This window comes from Enterococcus sp. 4G2_DIV0659 (assembly GCF_002140715.2).
GTDB lineage: Bacteria > Bacillota > Bacilli > Lactobacillales > Enterococcaceae > Enterococcus_L > Enterococcus_L mansonii.
In genome coordinates, this window is the sequence record NZ_NGLE02000001.1 from 2,387,805 (window position 1) to 2,406,384 (window position 18,580).

An 18,580-nucleotide genomic window follows, 5' to 3' on the forward strand; every position below is an offset into this window, starting at 1 on the left:
AGATTTTACCATCCTATGTGAAATAGTTTCAACTAAAATACTTTTTAAGGTATTTTAATTGGAGATAGAGCACACAGTGTTTGGAAAGTTTATTTAATTGATCGCTCTTTAAAACAAGCTGAAATAAGAGAGTGGAAATAGTTTACGCTAGCGATCCAGCGAGCATAGAACTATTTATCAGATCCATTCTCTTGTTTCAGTTTTTAGTTTTTATTTGCCAAAAAGGTGCAAATAGGTTGGCTTTTAGAATTTAGCTCGTTTCTTCATAGCCAGAAAGAATAAAAAATGTTAGAATAGCCAAGACAAATCAAGTAGAAAGAGTGACAGATATGCTTAGTACAGAAGATTTTGACTTTGATTTACCTGAAGAGCTAATTGCTCAAACGCCATTGAAAGATCGAACCAGTTCACGACTTTTAATTTTGAACCGTGAAACAAAAGAAATAGAAGACCGACATTTCCACGAAATTATTGATGAATTAAATGCAGGTGATGCATTAGTAATGAATGATACAAGAGTGTTGCCAGCTCGTCTATATGGCGAAAAACCAGAAACAGGTGGTCATTTGGAAGTTCTCCTTTTAACCAACACACAAGGAGATACGTGGGAGACGTTAATAAAACCTGCGAAAAGAGCTAAAATTGGCACAAAGATTAGCTTTGGGGATGGTCGCTTAACAGCGACTGTTATTGAAGAATTAGAACATGGTGGTCGAATTGTCACATTTGATTATGAAGGGATTTTCTTGGAAATTTTAGAATCACTTGGTGAAATGCCGCTACCACCATATATTAAAGAGCGTTTGGAAGATCCCGATCGCTACCAAACGGTTTATGCAAAAGAAAATGGTTCTGCAGCAGCGCCTACAGCCGGTTTACACTTCACAGAAGAATTACTTGCTAAGATCAAAGAAAAGGGCGTAGAGCTGGTTTATTTGACCTTACATGTCGGTTTAGGAACATTTAGACCTGTCAGTGTAGAAAACATCGCTGAACACCAAATGCATAGTGAATTTTATCGTTTAACAGAAAAAGCAGCGAAACAACTAAACGACGTTCGACAAGCAGGTGGAAGAATCATTGCTGTTGGAACAACGTCTATTCGTACATTGGAAACGATTGGAACAAAATTTAATGGTGCAATCAAAGCGGATAGTGGCTGGACAGATATTTTTATTACGCCTGGATATGAATTTAAAGTGGTTCAAGCTTTTTCAACAAACTTTCATTTACCAAAATCAACTTTAGTGATGTTGGTGAGTGCCTTTGCAGGAAGAGATTTAACTCTGGCGGCCTATCATCATGCCATTGAGGAGCGTTATCGCTTTTTCAGTTTTGGAGATGCGATGTTCGTAAAGTGACATAAAGAGACTCTAACATAAAAAAACTCATTCTTTTTTGATTGAATGAGTTTTTTCTTCGTATTTTTTTAGATTCGAGGTAGTAACATTTATAATCCGCTTAATAGCAATGTTTGTGATAATTCTCTTTTACGTACAGCTCTTGGTAAGAAGCAACGAATCTCATCTTCATTAAATCCAATTTGCAAACGTTTCTCATCAATCATAATTGGGCGGCGTAGTAATCCAGGATTGTCTTTTACTAATTCTAATAAAGCGTGTAAAGGCAATTCATTGATATCTATTTTTAGTTTTTGAAAGACTTTAGAACGGATGGAAATAATATCTTCTGTTCCTTCTTCAGTAAGAATCAATATATTTTTTAGTTCATCTAATGTGATAGGAGTATTTCCAAAGTTTTTTTCTTCAAATGGAATATCATGGTCAATTAGCCATTTTCTTGCTTTTCTGCATGATGTACAGCTATTTGTTGTATATAATTTCAACATATTTTTTCATATCCTTTCGAAAATATTGGTACATACCTCTTAATAACTATAATATACCAAAAGTAAAAAATTCACAAAATAAATGCTTACAAAATAGCTGTTTATTTCTATGTATTGATAGAAATAACTGGAAATTCACAAACTATCGTTATTTTTGCAGATTAAAGGATGATAGTAATCGGAAATAATAAAAAAACTTTGTTATGTTATTAATTTGTTGTAGTAAAGTTATTTTCGTGTGAGGATTACAGAGTTAAGGAATACTAAAATGCAGTCATCGGAATTACCCCCAAAAAATCTTACTTGTAAATTTAATAGAGGCTTTTTTTATAAGGCACACATCGGAATAAAATTTACATAGTATTTTTACTATTTTTTTATTATTATAAAGAGAGGAATAACAAACAAGGAGTGGAAACGATGAATGAAGAGTTGACATATAGCTATGCTGCAACGATTTCGGAAAGAATTCAGTGCTGGAAAAACATCAATAATGAAACAAATAATCTGTTAAATCAATGGCAAGCTCGTAAAAGTTTATTAAAATCAGCAGATTATGAGAAAATGTTTCGATCGTATCATTTAGAGCCAAAAGCATTTAGTCGTGCATTATTACCCTTTACCGAGGAACGGGCGCACTTATTACTTCCGATGATTAAAACGAGTGAGTGGTTTCGATTACATAATTCTCTATTTTTAAATGAAATTCCAATCAAAGAACAGGGATTAAAAGCCGCTTTACGTTTTCATTTGCATTATTATGAAACACATATTCTAAACCTTTTAAAAAAATTCCCATTGATTCAATTGCCAAAAAAAGGAATTGATGAACTAGTTGAGCAATTATCAGAGGAGTTCTTTTTTATAGCACAAAAAACATTGGTTTGGGATGTCCACCAAATGATTGAAGAGTATCAATTGCAAGCTGAAACAAAAGAAGAGGAATTCGCTAAGTATATTGAAGAGTTTCTCGGAGATAAGCAACGTACGTATTTATTTTATGGAGAATACCCAACACTTGCTAGAGTTCTTGCAGTTAGATTAATCTTTGCTTGTGAAATGATAGAAGCGTTTTTTCACTCCATAAATGATTCCGCAGAGCAATTAATGGAAAAATTTGATTTAGTTATTCCAATCAACATTACCCAAATAAAGTTGGGACAAGGTGATAGTCATGATCGTGGGAAAACAGTTATTCAGTTTCAGGCTGAAAAAAAAGCGTTGATTTTTAAGTTTAAAAATCTAGCAATCGGTGAACGTTTTAATGAGTTGTTGGCTTACGTAGAGGAGCTGAATCCTTCTCTTTCTTTTTATAAAATCAAACGAATGATTCAGCCAGCTTTTACGGTTGAAGAAAAAGTAATGTACCAAGAATGTATGGACGAAACAGACGTTAGTACGTTCTATCGACGCTACGGGCAGCTTTTGGCGATTGTTTATTGGTTAGGTGGGACCGATTTACATATGGAAAATTTGATTGCTAGTGGAGCACATCCAGTCTTGATTGATGTAGAAACGTTGATTCGACCTGAAATGTTTCATTTCACTAAAAAATTATCCAGGCAAACTCGAATCGAAAAACAATCAGTGATTGTTTCAGGTTTATTACCACAAAAAAAACAGTGGAAACGTGAATTGGAGATGGATGCATTATCTGGAACAAAACAAAAGCTACCAAAAAAAGTTAGAAGACTACGAAATGATCATTCCAGTGATATTGCTTTTCAACTTGAGGAAGCTTACATGGATGGTGCGCAAAATATTCCTCGTTTAGCAGGAGAAGAAGTGGATTATCAATTCTACCGTCAAACAATTCAAACAGCCTTTAAAGACATGAATCAGCTGCTATTAAAAAATAAATCTGCATTTATTGAGAAAGTCAAAGAATTATTTACAGATACCACGATTCGGTTGATTTACAGAGACACACAGGATTATGGAAATTTATTGAATTTTACCTTGCATCCAGAGTGTATGTCTAACTATATTGAACGAGAAAAAATCATTGAAAATTTATGGGGAAATCAAATTATTCCAGAAAAATTGATTCCTTTTGAAGTTGAATCGATGTTGACACATGATATTCCACTCGTTACAGCAAATGCATCGTCAACAACTGTATGTATAAATGGGCATAAACTCCCACACTTACTGCAAAATACACCTCTTGAAGATACGATTGCACATATGGAGCAGATAACAGAAACAACGAGTAATTTTTCGTATCTTTTACTAAAGGAAAGTTTAGGAACATTAGAATATAGCACTCAAGAGATAACGATTCCTTCTAAAAACGAAACAGTTGGTTCCGATATCCTACAAAAAGCTGCTGATATTGGAGATATGATTATTGATCAAATAGCTGTGAATCAAGCAGTTGGTGAAGTGAACTGGATGTCTGTTATGCCAGAAGGGGATGAAGACGTAGCAATTATTTATCCTGAAACGGATCTTTACGGTGGAAATGCAGGTGTATATCTATTTTTAGTTTACTTGAATCAATTGGTTCCTAAAGAAAAGTACCAAGAAGTCATCCTTTTATTGGAAAAAGAAATCTTCTATGCCAAAGAGGAAAAAAACATATACGAAAGCGCATTTTTTGGAGAAGGTATGCGTCTTACAACAGCGTATTATGTGACTAGGCGATTGAAAGATGAACAACACCATTCCTATTTACAAGAGAGCTTAAGAGAACTTGGGTCAGCTCCCATATCAGAAAACAATCAACAAGAATGGCTTTATGGAAAAGCTAGTTTACTGGCAATTTTAGCGGATGTATATCAGAAATATCAAAAACAAGAAGCCTATGATCTCCTTTGGCAGTATGCACAACGGATAGAATGTCAGAAAATGGAAGATAACAGTTTTGCTCATGGATATGCCGGTGTCTTGTATGGATTGATTCAAGCAAACCAGGTACTGAAAGATAAAACGATTGAAGAAAAAATTACTTGGTATCAAAAAAGATTTGAAGAACTCCTTGAAACAAAAGAGCTACCAAATGCATCATGGTGTCGAGGAACAACTGGAATCGAAGAAGTTTGTCGATTAATAGCAGAAAAATCACCAAAAGATAAAAGTCGAACGACGTATAAAGCGGAAAAAGAGGATTGTTTATGCCATGGATATTATGGAAATGTAGATAATTATTTAGGTGATAATTTTATATTAGTTAAAAAAACTCTTTTTCTGAAAAGTGATCCAGATTGCCTTCCAATCAGTCTTTTCAATGGTTTGTCCGGCATTGGATATCAACTTCTAAGAGCTTATGATCCTACCGATATACAATCCTTGTTGTTTTTCAAGTGAAACGACTTGAAAAAAGAACTTTACTTATTGGAGCTAACATCTTATAATTTAATTATTAACGCAAGGGGGAAAAAATTATCATGAGAAAATTATCAATTGAGAAAATGGAAGTAACAAAAGATTTGAAAAAAGTGGATGCTGTGGTAGGTGCTTCTTTTGAAAGAAGTAAAAATTCTGAAGACACTGTAGATAGATCAGAAACAATCGTTGCTAATACGGTAAATGGTTGGACTCGTCTTATTTGTTTCTAAGCATAAGAAAAAGAATGGGATAAGAAAATTTATCCCATTCTTTTTAATTTAGTTTTCTTAAAATAAGGATGCTAAGCACATTAGATCCAGAAATAATTACTAGCATAAAGTTCAGTAGCCAAGAATAAGCAAGAACACTACTAGAAGCAACATCATAGAAGAAATTGCCTAAAATAAAAATAGTTAGCATAGTTACGATAAATGAAATAAAGCTTGCTGTTGATATAATTTTCTTTCCTCGTTCATCTTTTCCTTCTTTGCTAAAGAAAAAGTAGACTGAGTAAATAATAAATATCAACGAAAGTCCAATAATTAAAAAGCTAGACCAATGATTTACAGGCAAGCTATCAAAAAAAGATTTAAGTGATTCGGTCATAATTTATCCTTTCCTTCCGTTAGTCAGTTTCTTCGCTTGTTTGCTCGTCGTCTGTTAATTTTTTGAAAGTGAAAATTTGTTCAATCGGCACTTCAAAAACGTCAGCTATGTCGTGAGCCAGTAAAAGGGAAGGATTGTACCTATTTCTTTCTAACTGAATGATTGTTTGTCTAGATACCCCTACCTTATCAGCAAGTTCCTGTTGGGTCATGCGTTTCATGGCTCTGTAGACGTGAATGGAACTCTCGAAAGATGAGTTCTTCTTTTTTGGCAATGCAAATCCCTCCAATAGTCTAAGTTATGTATCAAATAAAAAGCGCATAGTCACTATACCATATCTTACTTTCACTTACAAATAACTTGCAGATAAAAAGCCAAGCTTCTCGACTAGCTTGGCTTTGATTACCGGAAGGAATCAGTGTATTGAATCATATTTTTATTACTTTTGGATATGGATGCAAAGTAAATAGTTGAATTTCTTGTTCATAAACCAAATTTTGTTCTCATTACATTTTCTACATTTCATTATTTAAAATTTTTCTAATCAAACTATCTTTATACGTGTTTTTTGTTTTATTGGGATAAAATCATCCAATTTTTTTACACATATTCACTATTTGTAAAGATGTTTTTATGATTTTTTTACTTTACAGATATCCTTCTTTTGAAAGGTGAATCTTGTTTTGCTAACAATTTTGTGTTTATTATCTTCATGCTTCGAGAAATTCTTCAATACAACTGATGGTACCTCCTTCCTTCTAACTGTATATTAGCATATTTTGTAAACGCTTGCAAGTTTTTTGATTTATTAATAATCTATCAAAATGCTATTAAATGGCTAAAATATAGAAAGAAAAAATGAAAAAATAGCCATTTTTATTGAAGTTTGAAAAAAAAACATGGTATAGTGAATATAGATACTATATTAATAGAAGGAAAAATTTAAGAATGGGGGGATAGGATGGAAGCATACAAAAAGCCTATCGAAACAATTATTGAGGAAGTAAAAACGAATAAAGAAGTTGGATTAACAGAACAAGAGGTAAAAAAAAGACTAGAACAACATGGAGCAAATAAATTTAAAGAGGCTAAAAAAGACTCTGTCTTAAAGAAGTTTCTTCATAGTTTGTCTGATTTTACGACAATTATTTTATTAGTTGCCGCAGCTATTTCGTTTTATACAGCGATTGCTACAGATCACGGAGATTATTTTGAAGGAATTCTAATTATCGCTATTGTGATTATCAATGCTGTTTTAGCTATCGTTCAAGAAGGCAATGCTGAAAAGTCATTATCAGCTTTACAGGATATGAATAAACAAAGTAGTTCAGTTTTACGTGATGGCAAGGTTGAGACTATTGACGCAGAAAAGGTTGTTGTTGGAGACATACTTATTTTAGAATCTGGATCGATGATTACAGCAGATGCTCGTATCATTCAATCAAGCCAGCTTAGAGTAGAGGAATCAGCGTTAACGGGAGAAAGTGAGCCTGTGGAGAAAGATTCTGAGTACATAGCAAGCCAAGATCAAGCGCTTGGGGATCAAATTAATATGGTTTTTAAAGGCTGTACAGTGTCTAATGGACGAGGTCGCGCAATTGTTACCGCTATAGGAATGCAAACTGAGATGGGGAAAATAGCCGGCTTGTTGAATGATGATGTCAATCAGCAGACACCACTGCAAAAGCGCCTGAATCAATTAGGAAAACGCATTAGCTTGTTTGCTTTAGCTGCTGCGGCGTTAGTATTTGTCATTGGTCAATTACAAGGGGAGCCACTGTTGGAGATGTTTATGACAGCTGTGTCGCTAGCTGTAGCGGCGGTACCTGAAACATTGATGGTTATTGTTACATTGACCCTTGCCTATGGTGTGCAGAAAATGGCCAAAAAGCATGCAATCATTCGTCGATTACCCGCTGTTGAAACACTTGGAACAGCGAATGTGATCTGTTCTGATAAGACAGGAACACTAACACAAAATAAAATGCGTGTTAGACGTGTCTGGTCGCGTGGGGATGAAGTAACAGATACAGAAGATGCTATGACAGACGAAGCGATGGAAGTTTTAAAGATGGCTTCGCTTTGTACGGATGTAATCGTTGATAAAGAGGGGGATGATCTGGTCATTCAAGGAAATCCCACGGAAGCTGCGATTGTTCGCGCGGTAGAAGAAAATTATCATACGAAAGCAGAACTTGAAGAAAAATATCCGAGAATCGGAGAAATTCCTTTTGACTCAGAGCGTAAGATGATGACAACCGTTCACAAAATGGGGAAAAAATATATTTCAGTGACCAAAGGTGCTTTTGATGTATTGTTAACTCGCTTTCGTTTTGGTGATGTGGAGCAGGCAGCAGTAGTGAATGATCGTTTCGGAAAACGCGCTTTACGCGTGATTGCCGTCGGTTATGCGATTTATGATGAAGAACCTAAGGAAATCACTTCAGCAGCTCTAGAGAAGAATCTACGCCTATTAGGGCTGATTGGAATGATCGATCCGCCAAGACCAGAAAGTAAAGGTGCTATTGCCAGAGCTAAGAAAGCTGGTATTAAAACGGTCATGATTACAGGTGACCATGTGGTGACAGCCGGAGCGATTGCCAAAGAGTTAGGGATTCTAACAGACAAAAATGAAGCTTTGACTGGATCAGAACTACAAAAAATGTCAGACGAGGAACTAGATTCAAGAGTGAAGTCACTATCTGTTTATGCCCGTGTGACACCAGAAGATAAGATTCGAATTGTTAAATCATGGCAACGTACAGGAGCTGTAGTTGCTATGACAGGTGATGGAGTGAATGATGCTCCTGCTTTGAAAGCAAGTGATGTAGGGTGTGCGATGGGAATTACAGGTACCGATGTGGCGCAAGGTGCAGCTGATATGATTTTGACAGACGATAATTTTGCAACAATCGTCGATGCTGTTGCACAAGGACGAGCGGTGTATCGAAATATTCGTAAAGCTGTGAACTTTTTATTAAGCTGTAATATTTCAGAAATTTTTATCGTTCTGATTGCTATGTTATTAGGTTGGGGCGCACCATTTACAGCGGTTCAGCTATTGTTCGTTAATGTGGTGGCAGATGGACTTCCAGGATTTGCATTAGGAAAAGAACCGGCGGAACACGGCATTATGGATGAACCGCCAATTCCTAGAAACGAAGGGATTTTTGCTCGTGGATTATGGCAAAAAGTTGGAATTAATGCATTTGTATTCACAGTTATCACCTTATTTGGTTTTTATTTAGGAGCGAATGTTGATTCTGTTTCTTACTTTTTCGAGGCTAGTTATGAAATTGGTCAAACGGTCGCCTTTTTAATATTAGCGTATTCATCTATTTTGCATGTGTTTAACGTGAGAAGTACGCAATCGATTTTTAGAGTGAAGTTATCAACGAATAAATCTCTTTTTGAAATGGCTGTACTTGCGATTATCATTACAACAGTGATTGCATTATTGCCATTCACACAAGAATTATTCGGTTTAGTCCCAATCGGTATCAATCACTGGTTATTAGTGATGGGATTATCGATTATCCCGATTTTTGTCAATGAAATGATTAAATTCCATTATTCACCAGAAGAAGAGGAAGACTAAAATAAATCGAAAACAGAACATCAAAATGCTCGGCTTTTCAGCATTTTGGCGTTCTGTTTTTTTGTTGTTCTACAAAATGAAAAGATTGTATGAAAAGACTATTGAATTTATTTACATAAAAGACTTGCTAAAATGGTGAAGGAGTATTATAGTTGTTATCGAAATCAGTTGTTTTAAAGTGACTAACTGATATTTTTTTATTTTAATTATAAATACCAGATATTTTTGCTTGGGCTTCCGAGTAAAGATCTTAGGGGAGTAGCAGCATAGTTTACCTATGTTTTTAGATCAACAGCAAGTGTTACGACACTGGTCTAAGAATGAAATTGCGAGACCTAAGTGTAAGGGCCGAGTGTCGTTTCACTTAGGTCTCTTGTTTTACATTTGAGGGCTAGCTCTTCGGAAAAAAGATAAACTCAGTTTGTGACAAGGAGCGTCACAATCGGCGTATCCTATTTTTCTGTCAGAGCTAATCGAGCCCGTTACGCTTTTAAATTTAGGAGGAGAATCTTGTGGTAGAGAATTCAAAAGTTTCGCATCATCAGAAATTGACCGCTGCTGGTCTTTTGGTAGCAATGGGTGTCGTTTATGGAGATATCGGAACGAGTCCGCTTTATGTGATGAAAGCGATCGTTGGAGACAATGGTGGTCTTCAAAATGTTTCTGAGAATTTTATTATTGGTGCGGTATCATTGATTTTTTGGACGTTAACGATTTTAACAACGATCAAATATGTTGTGATTGCTTTGAATGCGGACAATCATGGTGAAGGTGGTATTTTTTCTTTATTCACACTTGTACGCAAAAAAGGGAAATATTTGATTATTCCAGCAATGATCGGTGGTGCGGCTCTGCTAGCTGATGGTGTATTGACTCCAGCAGTAACGGTTACAACTGCGATTGAAGGATTACGAGGAATTCCTGTTTTCTTTGATCGGTTTGGTAGTGATCAAAACATTATTGTTCTAATTACATTGGCAATTATACTGATTTTATTTTCTGTTCAACGATTTGGAACTGATGCTGTTGGTAAAGCTTTTGGGCCGATCATGTTTGCATGGTTTACTTTTTTAGGTGTAATGGGATTGATCAATTTTGGACAAGATTGGACTGTAATTCGCGCGCTAAATCCTTATTATGCACTTCACCTTCTGACTAGTCCGGAAAATAAATTGGGGCTTTTTGTATTAGGAAATGTCTTCTTAGCAACTACCGGGGCAGAAGCGTTGTATTCTGATTTGGGTCATGTGGGCAAACACAATATTCGTGCAAGTTGGCCATATATCAAAATTTGTTTAGTTTTAAATTATTTAGGACAAGCAGCATGGATTTTGAGTGCGAAAAATGACCCATCTGTTTTAGCAATGGATAATTTGAATCCATTTTTCCAAATGATGCCAAATAGTATCATGCTGATTGGTGTTGTTTTCGCAACAGTTGCAGCAGTGATTGCTTCTCAAGCGTTGATTTCAGGTTCATTCACGTTAGTATCTGAAGCCATTAAATTAAAATTATTACCAAGATTGAAAATCATCTATCCTGGTGCAAATATTGGTCAGATGTATATTCCAGCGGTTAATATGATGCTTTGGATCGTGTGTTCATTGATCGTTATTACCTTTAGAACATCTACTCATATGGAGGCTGCATACGGTCTTTCAATTACAGTAACTATGTTGATGACAACGATTTTACTTATGTTTTACTTGCTACAAAAAGGAGCACCACGTGGGGTAGCTTACTTAGTAACATTATTCTTTGGAAGTATTGAGTCGATCTTTTTTGTTTCAAGTATTGCAAAATTCTTCCATGGTGGCTATGTTGCTGTTGGGATTGCATTGTTGATTTTGACCGTTATGACGATTTGGGAATGGGGCAATATTATCAAAGAGAAAACATCGGATACTGTTCCACTTAAACAATATGTGGAACAATTACGGATGTTAAAAGATGATCCAACCGTTCCAAAATCGCAAACAAACGTTGTTTTTATGACACCAGATAAAATTGGAGATGAAATTGGTCGTCAAATTATTTATTCGATTTTAGATAAACAACCAAAAAGAGCAAATGTTTACTGGTTTGTAAATGTTGAGGTAACAGATGAACCATTTACAAAAGAATATACTGTAGATATGATGGGGACAGATTTTATTGTCCAAGTACAATTATATCTTGGTTTCCATGTAGCCCAAGAAGTCAATGTTTATATTCGTCAAATCGTTCATGATCTTATGAAAGAAGGACGTCTACCAAAACAGCCGCAAAAATATTCGTTGACACCAGGTCGTGAAGTAGGAGATTTCCAATTTATCATTATTCGTGAAGAGCTATCAAAAGTGACAGAATTGAAAAAATGGGATCGTCAAATTATGCAATTAAAATTGGCTATCAAAAAAAGAACGACGTCTCCAGAAAACTGGTTTGGTTTAGAATATAGCGAAGTAAAATATGAATCTGTTCCATTAATCATTGGTGATACAAGGAAAACGAGATTAAAGGAAAGAAAAGTAGCATTATAGAGTAGAAAATCTCTGAGTCGATTAAGCGGCTTGGAGATTTTCTGTTTAAACGATCGCTCTTATTCGCACTATTTATAACAGACAAGTATAATGGTAAATAGCATATAAAAATAAAAAGAGGTGTAAGAAATGCTTGCAATAAATTTTTTAATATTACTTTTAATGATTGTAATCACTGCGTTCTTTGTAGCTAGTGAATTTGCATTAGTGAAGATTCGAATGTCGCGATTAGAGCAGTTGAAAAAAGAAGGTGTAAAAAACGCAGATTTAGCGATTCATGTGACACATCATTTAGATGCTTATCTGTCAACGAGTCAGCTAGGGATTACATTGACAGGGTTGATTATTGGTTGGGTAGGAGAAGGCTCAGTGGCAGCATTACTGCATCCGTTATTAGGTGATTTGCCTATTAGTGGTGCCTTAAGTAGTACGATTTCTGTTGTTTTAGGTTTTGTGATTGTCACATACGTTGTCGTGGTTGTAGGAGAATTATTCCCTAAAAGTTACAGTATTGCAAAACCAGAAAAGGTTGTCTTGGCTATCGTTAAACCATTGCATTATTTTTATAAAGTGATGTATCCATTTATTTGGCTGTTAAACCATTCAGCCGCTAAATTAGGACAATTATTTGGGATTCAATTAGTTTCAGAAGGCGAAGAGACATTGACTCAAGAAGAATTGTTATATGTGGCAGACGATTCTTATAAAAAAGGTGAATTAACAAAAGAAGAATATCAATACCTAGAAAATGTGTTTGAATTTGATGATACATTAGCAAAAGATATTCAAGTAGATAGAACATCTATGAAGGTTTTTGAAGCAGATGAAACCGTTGAACAGGCCATTCAGCATTCCTTAAAACAAGGACATTCACGCTATCCGATCATTCAGGAATCCAAAGACAACGTACTTGGTTATGTCACATTGCCAGCACTGATCAAAGAATCCTTTGTGAATGATCAGAAAAAAGTCAGTGAATTAGTCGAAGAGCCAATTATTGTTTTAGCGACGGTACCGATCAAAACATTACTAACCATGATGAGAAAAGAACGAAAGCATATTGCGATATTAAAAGATGAGTATGGCGGTACAACTGGCATGGTAACAATCGAAGATATTTTAGAAGAGCTAGTTGGTGACATCAGAGATGAGACGGATTTGGAAAATGCGCTGATTGCTAAAGAGGCAGATCACACCTACATCGTTTCTGGGAAAATTACTTTAGATGACTTTCAACGCTACTTTAAACTTAAAATTCCTGTATTTGAAGAATCGGCAATGTCAACCTTAGCTGGGTTTATTGTCGAACAACAGAATAATCAAATTGTTGTTGGAGATCAGATCATGGTTGATGAGTTTACGTTTGAAGTGATGGATTATGAACATGCGCATATTGATTATTTTAAAGTAACAAAGAGTGATAAATAATGAATGTAGATGTAAGGTAATAGAACGGAAAAAACAAACAAAGGGCAAGAAAAAAGCAATTTCTTGAAAAGGAAGAAGTTGCTTTTTTCTCGCCTTTTGTGTTTATAAAAGATTTATCAATAGATGCTTAAAATAAGATTGACGGGAAAGTTTAATTCAGCTAGGATTAAGAAAAAATGAAAAAAAGGAGTGGTGAAATGCGCAAAGTAGGGATTATCGGATTAGGACATGTAGGAGCAACTCTTGCCTATACATTAGTAATGGAAGGATTGGTTGATGAGCTTGTCTTGATTGATAAAGAAGAAAAAATTGCTGTGTCTGAGGAATATGATTTACTAGATGCCCAAGTTTATTTAACAGGAAAAACGAAACTCATTATTCAAGATTACCAAGCGTTGTGTGATGCGGACGTGCTTGTTTTTTGTGCAGGAAAAATCAGCGCCTTGGGAGATGACGGGGATCGATTTAAAGAACTAGTACTTACGAGTCGAATGGTAGAAGAGGTCGCACCAAAGATTAAACAATCAGGATTTAAAGGCGTTTTAATCACCATTACAAATCCTTGTGATGTAATTGCAGCTTATATGCAGCAACTCACAGGATTCCCTACCAATAAAGTCTTTGGTACTGGAACAATGTTGGATACAGCCCGTATGAAGCAAGCTGTGGGCCGAACGCTTTCTGTTGATAGTCGAAATATTGGTGGTTACGTATATGGGGAACATGGAGATTCACAATTTGTTGCGTGGTCTACGGTAACGGTGGGCGAGCGACCTCTTTTAGAATGGACGAAAAATATTGAGTTACAAGAGCTAGATGAAAAAGTCCGTGAAGGCGGTTGGAATGCTTTTGCAGGAAAAGGATATACTAGTTATGGCATTGCCACATGTGGGGCACGCTTAATTCGAATGATCTTAACTGATTCAAAAACAATTGTCCCTGTTTCAGCATATGATCCATCCTCTAATGTGTATGTTGGTCAACCCGCAGTAATCGGAGGCACTGGTGTAGAGTCAATGGTAGAATGTCCGCTAACTGAACGAGAACAAGAATCATGGACGCATTCTGTCAAAATCATCAAAGAGGCATTATCAACACTGCCATTAAAGAATAAATAATGTAAATAGATGGAGGATGTTCATTGATCAACTTAACAGAAATAACGGAGAAGATGTCTCCAAACCAAAAAATCAATTACGATCGTGTGCTGCAAAAAGTCATTTCAGAATGGGAAAAGTTAGATGTACGTCCAACGATTTTACTACATAGCTGCTGTGCACCATGTAGTACGTATACATTGGAATATTTAACACAATATGCAGATGTGACGATTTTTTTTGCTAATTCAAATATTCATCCGCGCGCAGAATACCAACGACGTGAAATCGTGCAGCAGAAATTCGTAGAAGCGTTTAATGAACGTACAAATAACCAAGTGCAATTTTTAGCAGCACCGTATGAACCAAATGCGTTTATTCAGATGGTACAAGAAAAAGGATTGACAGAAGAACCAGAAGGCGGAAAACGTTGTTCTGCTTGCTTTCAAATGCGATTGGATATCGTAGCTGAAAAAGCCCAAGAATTAGGCTATGATTATTTCGGCAGCGCATTAACCTTGTCGCCAAAGAAAAATAGTCAGTTAATCAATGAAATAGGTATCGATATTCAAAAGTTTTATGCAACGAATTATTTGCCAAGTGATTTTAAGAAGAATAATGGCTACAAACGCTCTATCGAATTGTGTAAGGAATATGATGTTTATCGTCAATGCTACTGCGGGTGTATGTTTGCCGCTACCAAGCAAGGCGTTGATATGAAAACTGTAAACAAAGAGGCAAAAGCATTTTTAGCTGATCAAGAAAACAGTTAAAATTCGATGGGATCGAAACAGAGTATAGGAGTCGCTTTTGTTTCTGTTTTCAGGTGGCTGGGTTATCACGTTACGAGTGATGGTCCAGTCATCTTTTTTGTTATAGTTTAAAACTATGTCAAAACGGTATAAATAAGTATTATCCTATATTCATAGACCGTGGTAAAGTAGTTGAAACACTTATCCAGAAGGAGGAAAAGTATGAAAACATCAATTATCGGGTTCCCACGAGTGGGAGAATTAAGAGAATTAAAATTTGCCACGGAAAAGTATTTCCGCAAAGAAATCACAGAGGAAGACTTACTTGCTATTGGGAAAGAATTAAGAGTAAAACACTGGCAATTACTGGACGATCAAGGGATTGATTTTATTCCAAGTGGGGATTTTTCTTTTTTTGATACGACGTTAGATACAGCTGTTTTATTGAATATTGTACCTAAAAAGTATCAAGAGTTACAGTTGTCCTCATTAGAAACCTATTTTGCTTTAGCAAGAGGCTATCAAGGCGAGTCAGGAGACGTTACTGCTTTAGCTATGAAAAAATGGTTTAATACTAATTATCATTACATGGTTCCAGAAATCGATGATAACACAAAAATTCAACTCGTTGGTGAGAAACTATTTACGGAGTTTAAAGAAGCCAAAGAAGCAGGAATTGTTACGCGACCAACCATTTTAGGACCATTCACTTTATTAAAATTAGCAACTTATCATGGCGCAAAAAAAGCAGAAGATTTTTACGAAGCAGTGATCACAGCCTATGGGCAAATTTTTGATCGCTTCGCAGCATTAGACTGCGAGTGGCTGCAAATCGACGAACCAGCATTAGTTTTAGATTTATCTCCTGTTCAAGTCCAACAATTTAGCACATTGTATCAAAAATTATTAAGGAAAAAAGGTAATCTAAAGATCTTATTACAAACGTATTTCGGAGACGTTCGAGATGGGTATCAAGAAATAGTTAAATTGCCATTTGACGGTATTGGTTTAGACTTTGTTGAAGGTCGAAAAACAGGAACCTTACTTGAAGAACACGGTTTTCCAAAAGATAAAGTATTATTTGCAGGGATTGTTAATGGTAAAAATATCTGGAAAAATAATTATCAAGAAACACTAAGAGTGGTAGAAAAACTTCAATCATTAGGTGAAGTCGTGTTAAATACGTCCTGCTCATTGCTACATGTACCATATACTTTAGCAAACGAGACTGAGTTAACAGAAGACGTAACTAGCTATTTTTCTTTTGCGACTGAAAAATTAACTGAGTTGAATGAGTTGAAAAAAATCCTTTCAAATAAAGAAGAAAGCTATGAGCTGTTGGCGACCAATGACGCGTTGTTTAAGCAGGGTCGTTTCTCTCGCAATGAGCAAGTAGCCAAAAAAGTTCACGCATTAACTGAACAAGATTTTGTCCGCTTCCCTAGCTTAGAAAAGCGTGCAGCTATTCAAAAAGATAAACTAAAGTTACCGATTTTACCCACCACTACGATTGGTTCATTTCCGCAAACAAAAGAAGTCAAACAAAATCGAGCAAAATTTAAAAAAGGTGAAATCACAGAATCAGACTATACAGCATTTAATCAAGGCAAAATCGCTGAGTGCGTGGCATTTCAAGAAGAAATTGGCTTAGATGTTTTAGTGCATGGTGAATTTGAGCGAAATGATATGGTAGAGTATTTTGGTGAAAGCTTAGATGGATATCTATTTACAGAGAAAGCTTGGGTACAATCTTATGGAACACGTTGTGTAAAACCACCGATCATTTGGGGAGATGTTGCGCGAGCTAAACCGATCACAGTAGCTTACTCAACATATGCCCAAACCTTAACAGACAAGCCGATGAAAGGAATGTTGACAGGTCCAGTAACGATTTTAAACTGGTCATTCCCTCGTGAAGATATTAGTTTAAGAGAGTCTACGCTACAACTAGCCTTAGCGATTCAAGAAGAAGTGTTGGATTTAGAAGCTAGTGGCATTGAGATTATCCAGATTGATGAAGCTGCGTTACGCGAAAAATTACCGTTACGTCAAACCGATTGGCATCGTGAATATTTAGATTGGGCGATTCCAGCGTTTCGTCTTGTTCACAGTAAAGTACAACCGACAACGCAAATTCACACGCATATGTGCTATAGCGAATTCGCAGATATTATCCAAGATATTGAGAACATGGATGCTGATGTGATCTCTTTTGAAGCCTCTCGCTCAAATTTAGAGATTTTAGATGCTTTAAAAGCCATTAATTTTCAAACCCAAGTTGGTCCTGGTGTTTATGATATTCACTCACCACGCGTGCCAGCAGTAGCAGAAATCGAAACAACAATTGATCGTATCTTGAAAAAAATTCCAATCGAAAAAGTCTGGGTCAATCCAGATTGTGGTTTAAAAACACGGGGTGTACCAGAAACTCAAGCAAGTTTGAAGAATTTAGTCATTGCAGCGAAAAAGGTACGTGGAGGGATTTAAATGAGAACAGACACGTTATTTAAGGAAAAAACCGTTTTTTCCTATGAAATTTTCCCACCAAAACGAACAGCGCCAATCGATACGATCTATCACACATTGGATCGCTTGAAGGGTCAGCAACCGGATTTTATCAGTGTTACATTGGGAGCAGGCGGCGCTGGAAATAATTTAAGTACAGCGGATATTGCCCAAAAAATCCAAGATGAACAGTTTCTTCCAAGTGTCGCTCATTTACCAGCTGTTAATTTTTCCAAAGAAGAAATTTTGGCAATTTTAAAAGAATTAAAACAAAAGAAGGTTGAAAATATTCTTGCGTTACGAGGAGACATTTTGCCAGATAAAGAACCTAAGAAAGATTTTGCCTACGCGAATGATTTAGTTGCATTTATTCACGAGCAAGGCGGCTTCAATATTATCGGTGCTTGTTATCCTGAAACCCATGGGGATGCAGCTAGTTCAGTAGAGGATATCAAAAATCTAAAACGAAAGGTTGATGCGGGAACCAATCAGCTAATCACCCAACTATTTTTTGACAATCAGTACTTCTACACATTTAAAGAAAAATGTGACATTGCCAATATTGATGTGCCGATTCAAGCTGGAATTATGCCAGTTGTCAACAAAAAACAAATCGAACGGATGGTCAAAATGTCCAATGTGACGTTACCGCTTAAATTTTTAAAAATGATGGAACGCTATGAGCATAGCCCCGAAGCCATTCGGGATGCAGGAATCGCTTATGCAATCAACCAAATCGTGGATCTAGTAGCACAAGGTGCAGCTGGGATTCATTTGTATACAATGAATAATCCTTATGTAGCACAAAAAATTAGAGAAGCAACGAGAAGTCTGTTTCAGGCGTGAAAGTTTGTAAAGAAAAGATGGGAAAGAAGCGTTTATTCGATTTTTAG

General features: G+C 35.9%; 13 protein-coding genes. 10 read left to right on the forward strand and 3 right to left on the reverse strand.

Annotated elements, in window-relative coordinates:
* Positions 1 to 329 precede the first annotated feature (329 nt).
* Positions 330 to 1,361: a tRNA preQ1(34) S-adenosylmethionine ribosyltransferase-isomerase QueA gene (gene queA, locus A5880_RS11110; RefSeq protein ID WP_086329108.1), complete on the forward strand. Its 1,032-nt coding sequence runs from the start codon at positions 330 to 332 to the stop codon at positions 1,359 to 1,361.
* 89 nt (positions 1,362 to 1,450) lie between these two features.
* Here the strand turns inward: queA and spx are convergent, their stop codons facing one another.
* Complete coding sequence (gene spx / locus A5880_RS11115; protein WP_086329109.1) at positions 1,451 to 1,849, reverse strand: transcriptional regulator Spx; 399 nt, start codon at positions 1,847 to 1,849, stop codon at positions 1,451 to 1,453.
* A gap of 420 nt (positions 1,850 to 2,269) precedes the next feature.
* Here spx and lanM point away from each other — a divergent pair, with 420 nt between their 5' ends.
* Together lanM and A5880_RS11125 are read left to right on the forward strand one after the other, a co-directional pair.
* Positions 2,270 to 5,158: a type 2 lanthipeptide synthetase LanM gene (gene lanM / locus A5880_RS11120; RefSeq protein WP_086329110.1), complete on the forward strand. Its 2,889-nt coding sequence runs from the start codon at positions 2,270 to 2,272 to the stop codon at positions 5,156 to 5,158.
* 80 nt (positions 5,159 to 5,238) lie between these two features.
* A complete protein-coding gene (locus A5880_RS11125; RefSeq protein ID WP_179190327.1) occupies positions 5,239 to 5,409 on the forward strand; it encodes a hypothetical protein in 171 nt (56 codons plus the stop codon).
* A gap of 43 nt (positions 5,410 to 5,452) precedes the next feature.
* On the opposite strand, the gene A5880_RS11130 is transcribed toward A5880_RS11125, so the two are convergent.
* Positions 5,453 to 5,785, reverse strand: coding sequence for a hypothetical protein (locus A5880_RS11130; RefSeq protein WP_086329111.1), 333 nt, complete (start codon positions 5,783 to 5,785; stop codon positions 5,453 to 5,455).
* 19 nt (positions 5,786 to 5,804) lie between these two features.
* Positions 5,805 to 6,059, reverse strand: coding sequence for a helix-turn-helix transcriptional regulator (locus A5880_RS11135; protein ID WP_086329112.1), 255 nt, complete (start codon positions 6,057 to 6,059; stop codon positions 5,805 to 5,807).
* Positions 6,060 to 6,746: 687 nt separating this feature from the next.
* Here A5880_RS11135 and A5880_RS11140 point away from each other — a divergent pair.
* From A5880_RS11140 to metF, 7 genes are all read left to right on the forward strand, one after another.
* Positions 6,747 to 9,383, forward strand: coding sequence for a calcium-translocating P-type ATPase, PMCA-type (locus tag A5880_RS11140; protein ID WP_086329113.1), 2,637 nt, complete (start codon positions 6,747 to 6,749; stop codon positions 9,381 to 9,383).
* A 575-nt stretch (positions 9,384 to 9,958) separates the two neighbouring features.
* Positions 9,959 to 11,905 carry a KUP/HAK/KT family potassium transporter gene (locus A5880_RS11145; RefSeq protein WP_179190389.1) on the forward strand — a complete coding sequence of 649 codons (1,947 nt, stop codon included), beginning with the start codon at positions 9,959 to 9,961 and terminating at the stop codon, positions 11,903 to 11,905.
* Between the two features lie 129 nt (positions 11,906 to 12,034).
* Positions 12,035 to 13,333, forward strand: a complete 1,299-nt coding sequence (locus A5880_RS11150; RefSeq protein ID WP_086329115.1) for a hemolysin family protein — start codon at positions 12,035 to 12,037, stop codon at positions 13,331 to 13,333.
* 197 nt (positions 13,334 to 13,530) lie between these two features.
* A complete protein-coding gene (locus tag A5880_RS11155; RefSeq protein ID WP_086329116.1) occupies positions 13,531 to 14,451 on the forward strand; it encodes an L-lactate dehydrogenase in 921 nt (306 codons plus the stop codon).
* Between the two features lie 23 nt (positions 14,452 to 14,474).
* Complete coding sequence (locus A5880_RS11160) at positions 14,475 to 15,203, forward strand: epoxyqueuosine reductase QueH (protein ID WP_179190328.1); 729 nt, start codon at positions 14,475 to 14,477, stop codon at positions 15,201 to 15,203.
* Between the two features lie 201 nt (positions 15,204 to 15,404).
* Positions 15,405 to 17,669 carry a 5-methyltetrahydropteroyltriglutamate--homocysteine S-methyltransferase gene (gene metE, locus A5880_RS11165; protein WP_086329117.1) on the forward strand — a complete coding sequence of 755 codons (2,265 nt, stop codon included), beginning with the start codon at positions 15,405 to 15,407 and terminating at the stop codon, positions 17,667 to 17,669.
* Positions 17,670 to 18,533, forward strand: a complete 864-nt coding sequence (gene metF / locus A5880_RS11170) for a methylenetetrahydrofolate reductase [NAD(P)H] (protein WP_086329118.1) — start codon at positions 17,670 to 17,672, stop codon at positions 18,531 to 18,533.
* Positions 18,534 to 18,580 lie beyond the last annotated feature (47 nt).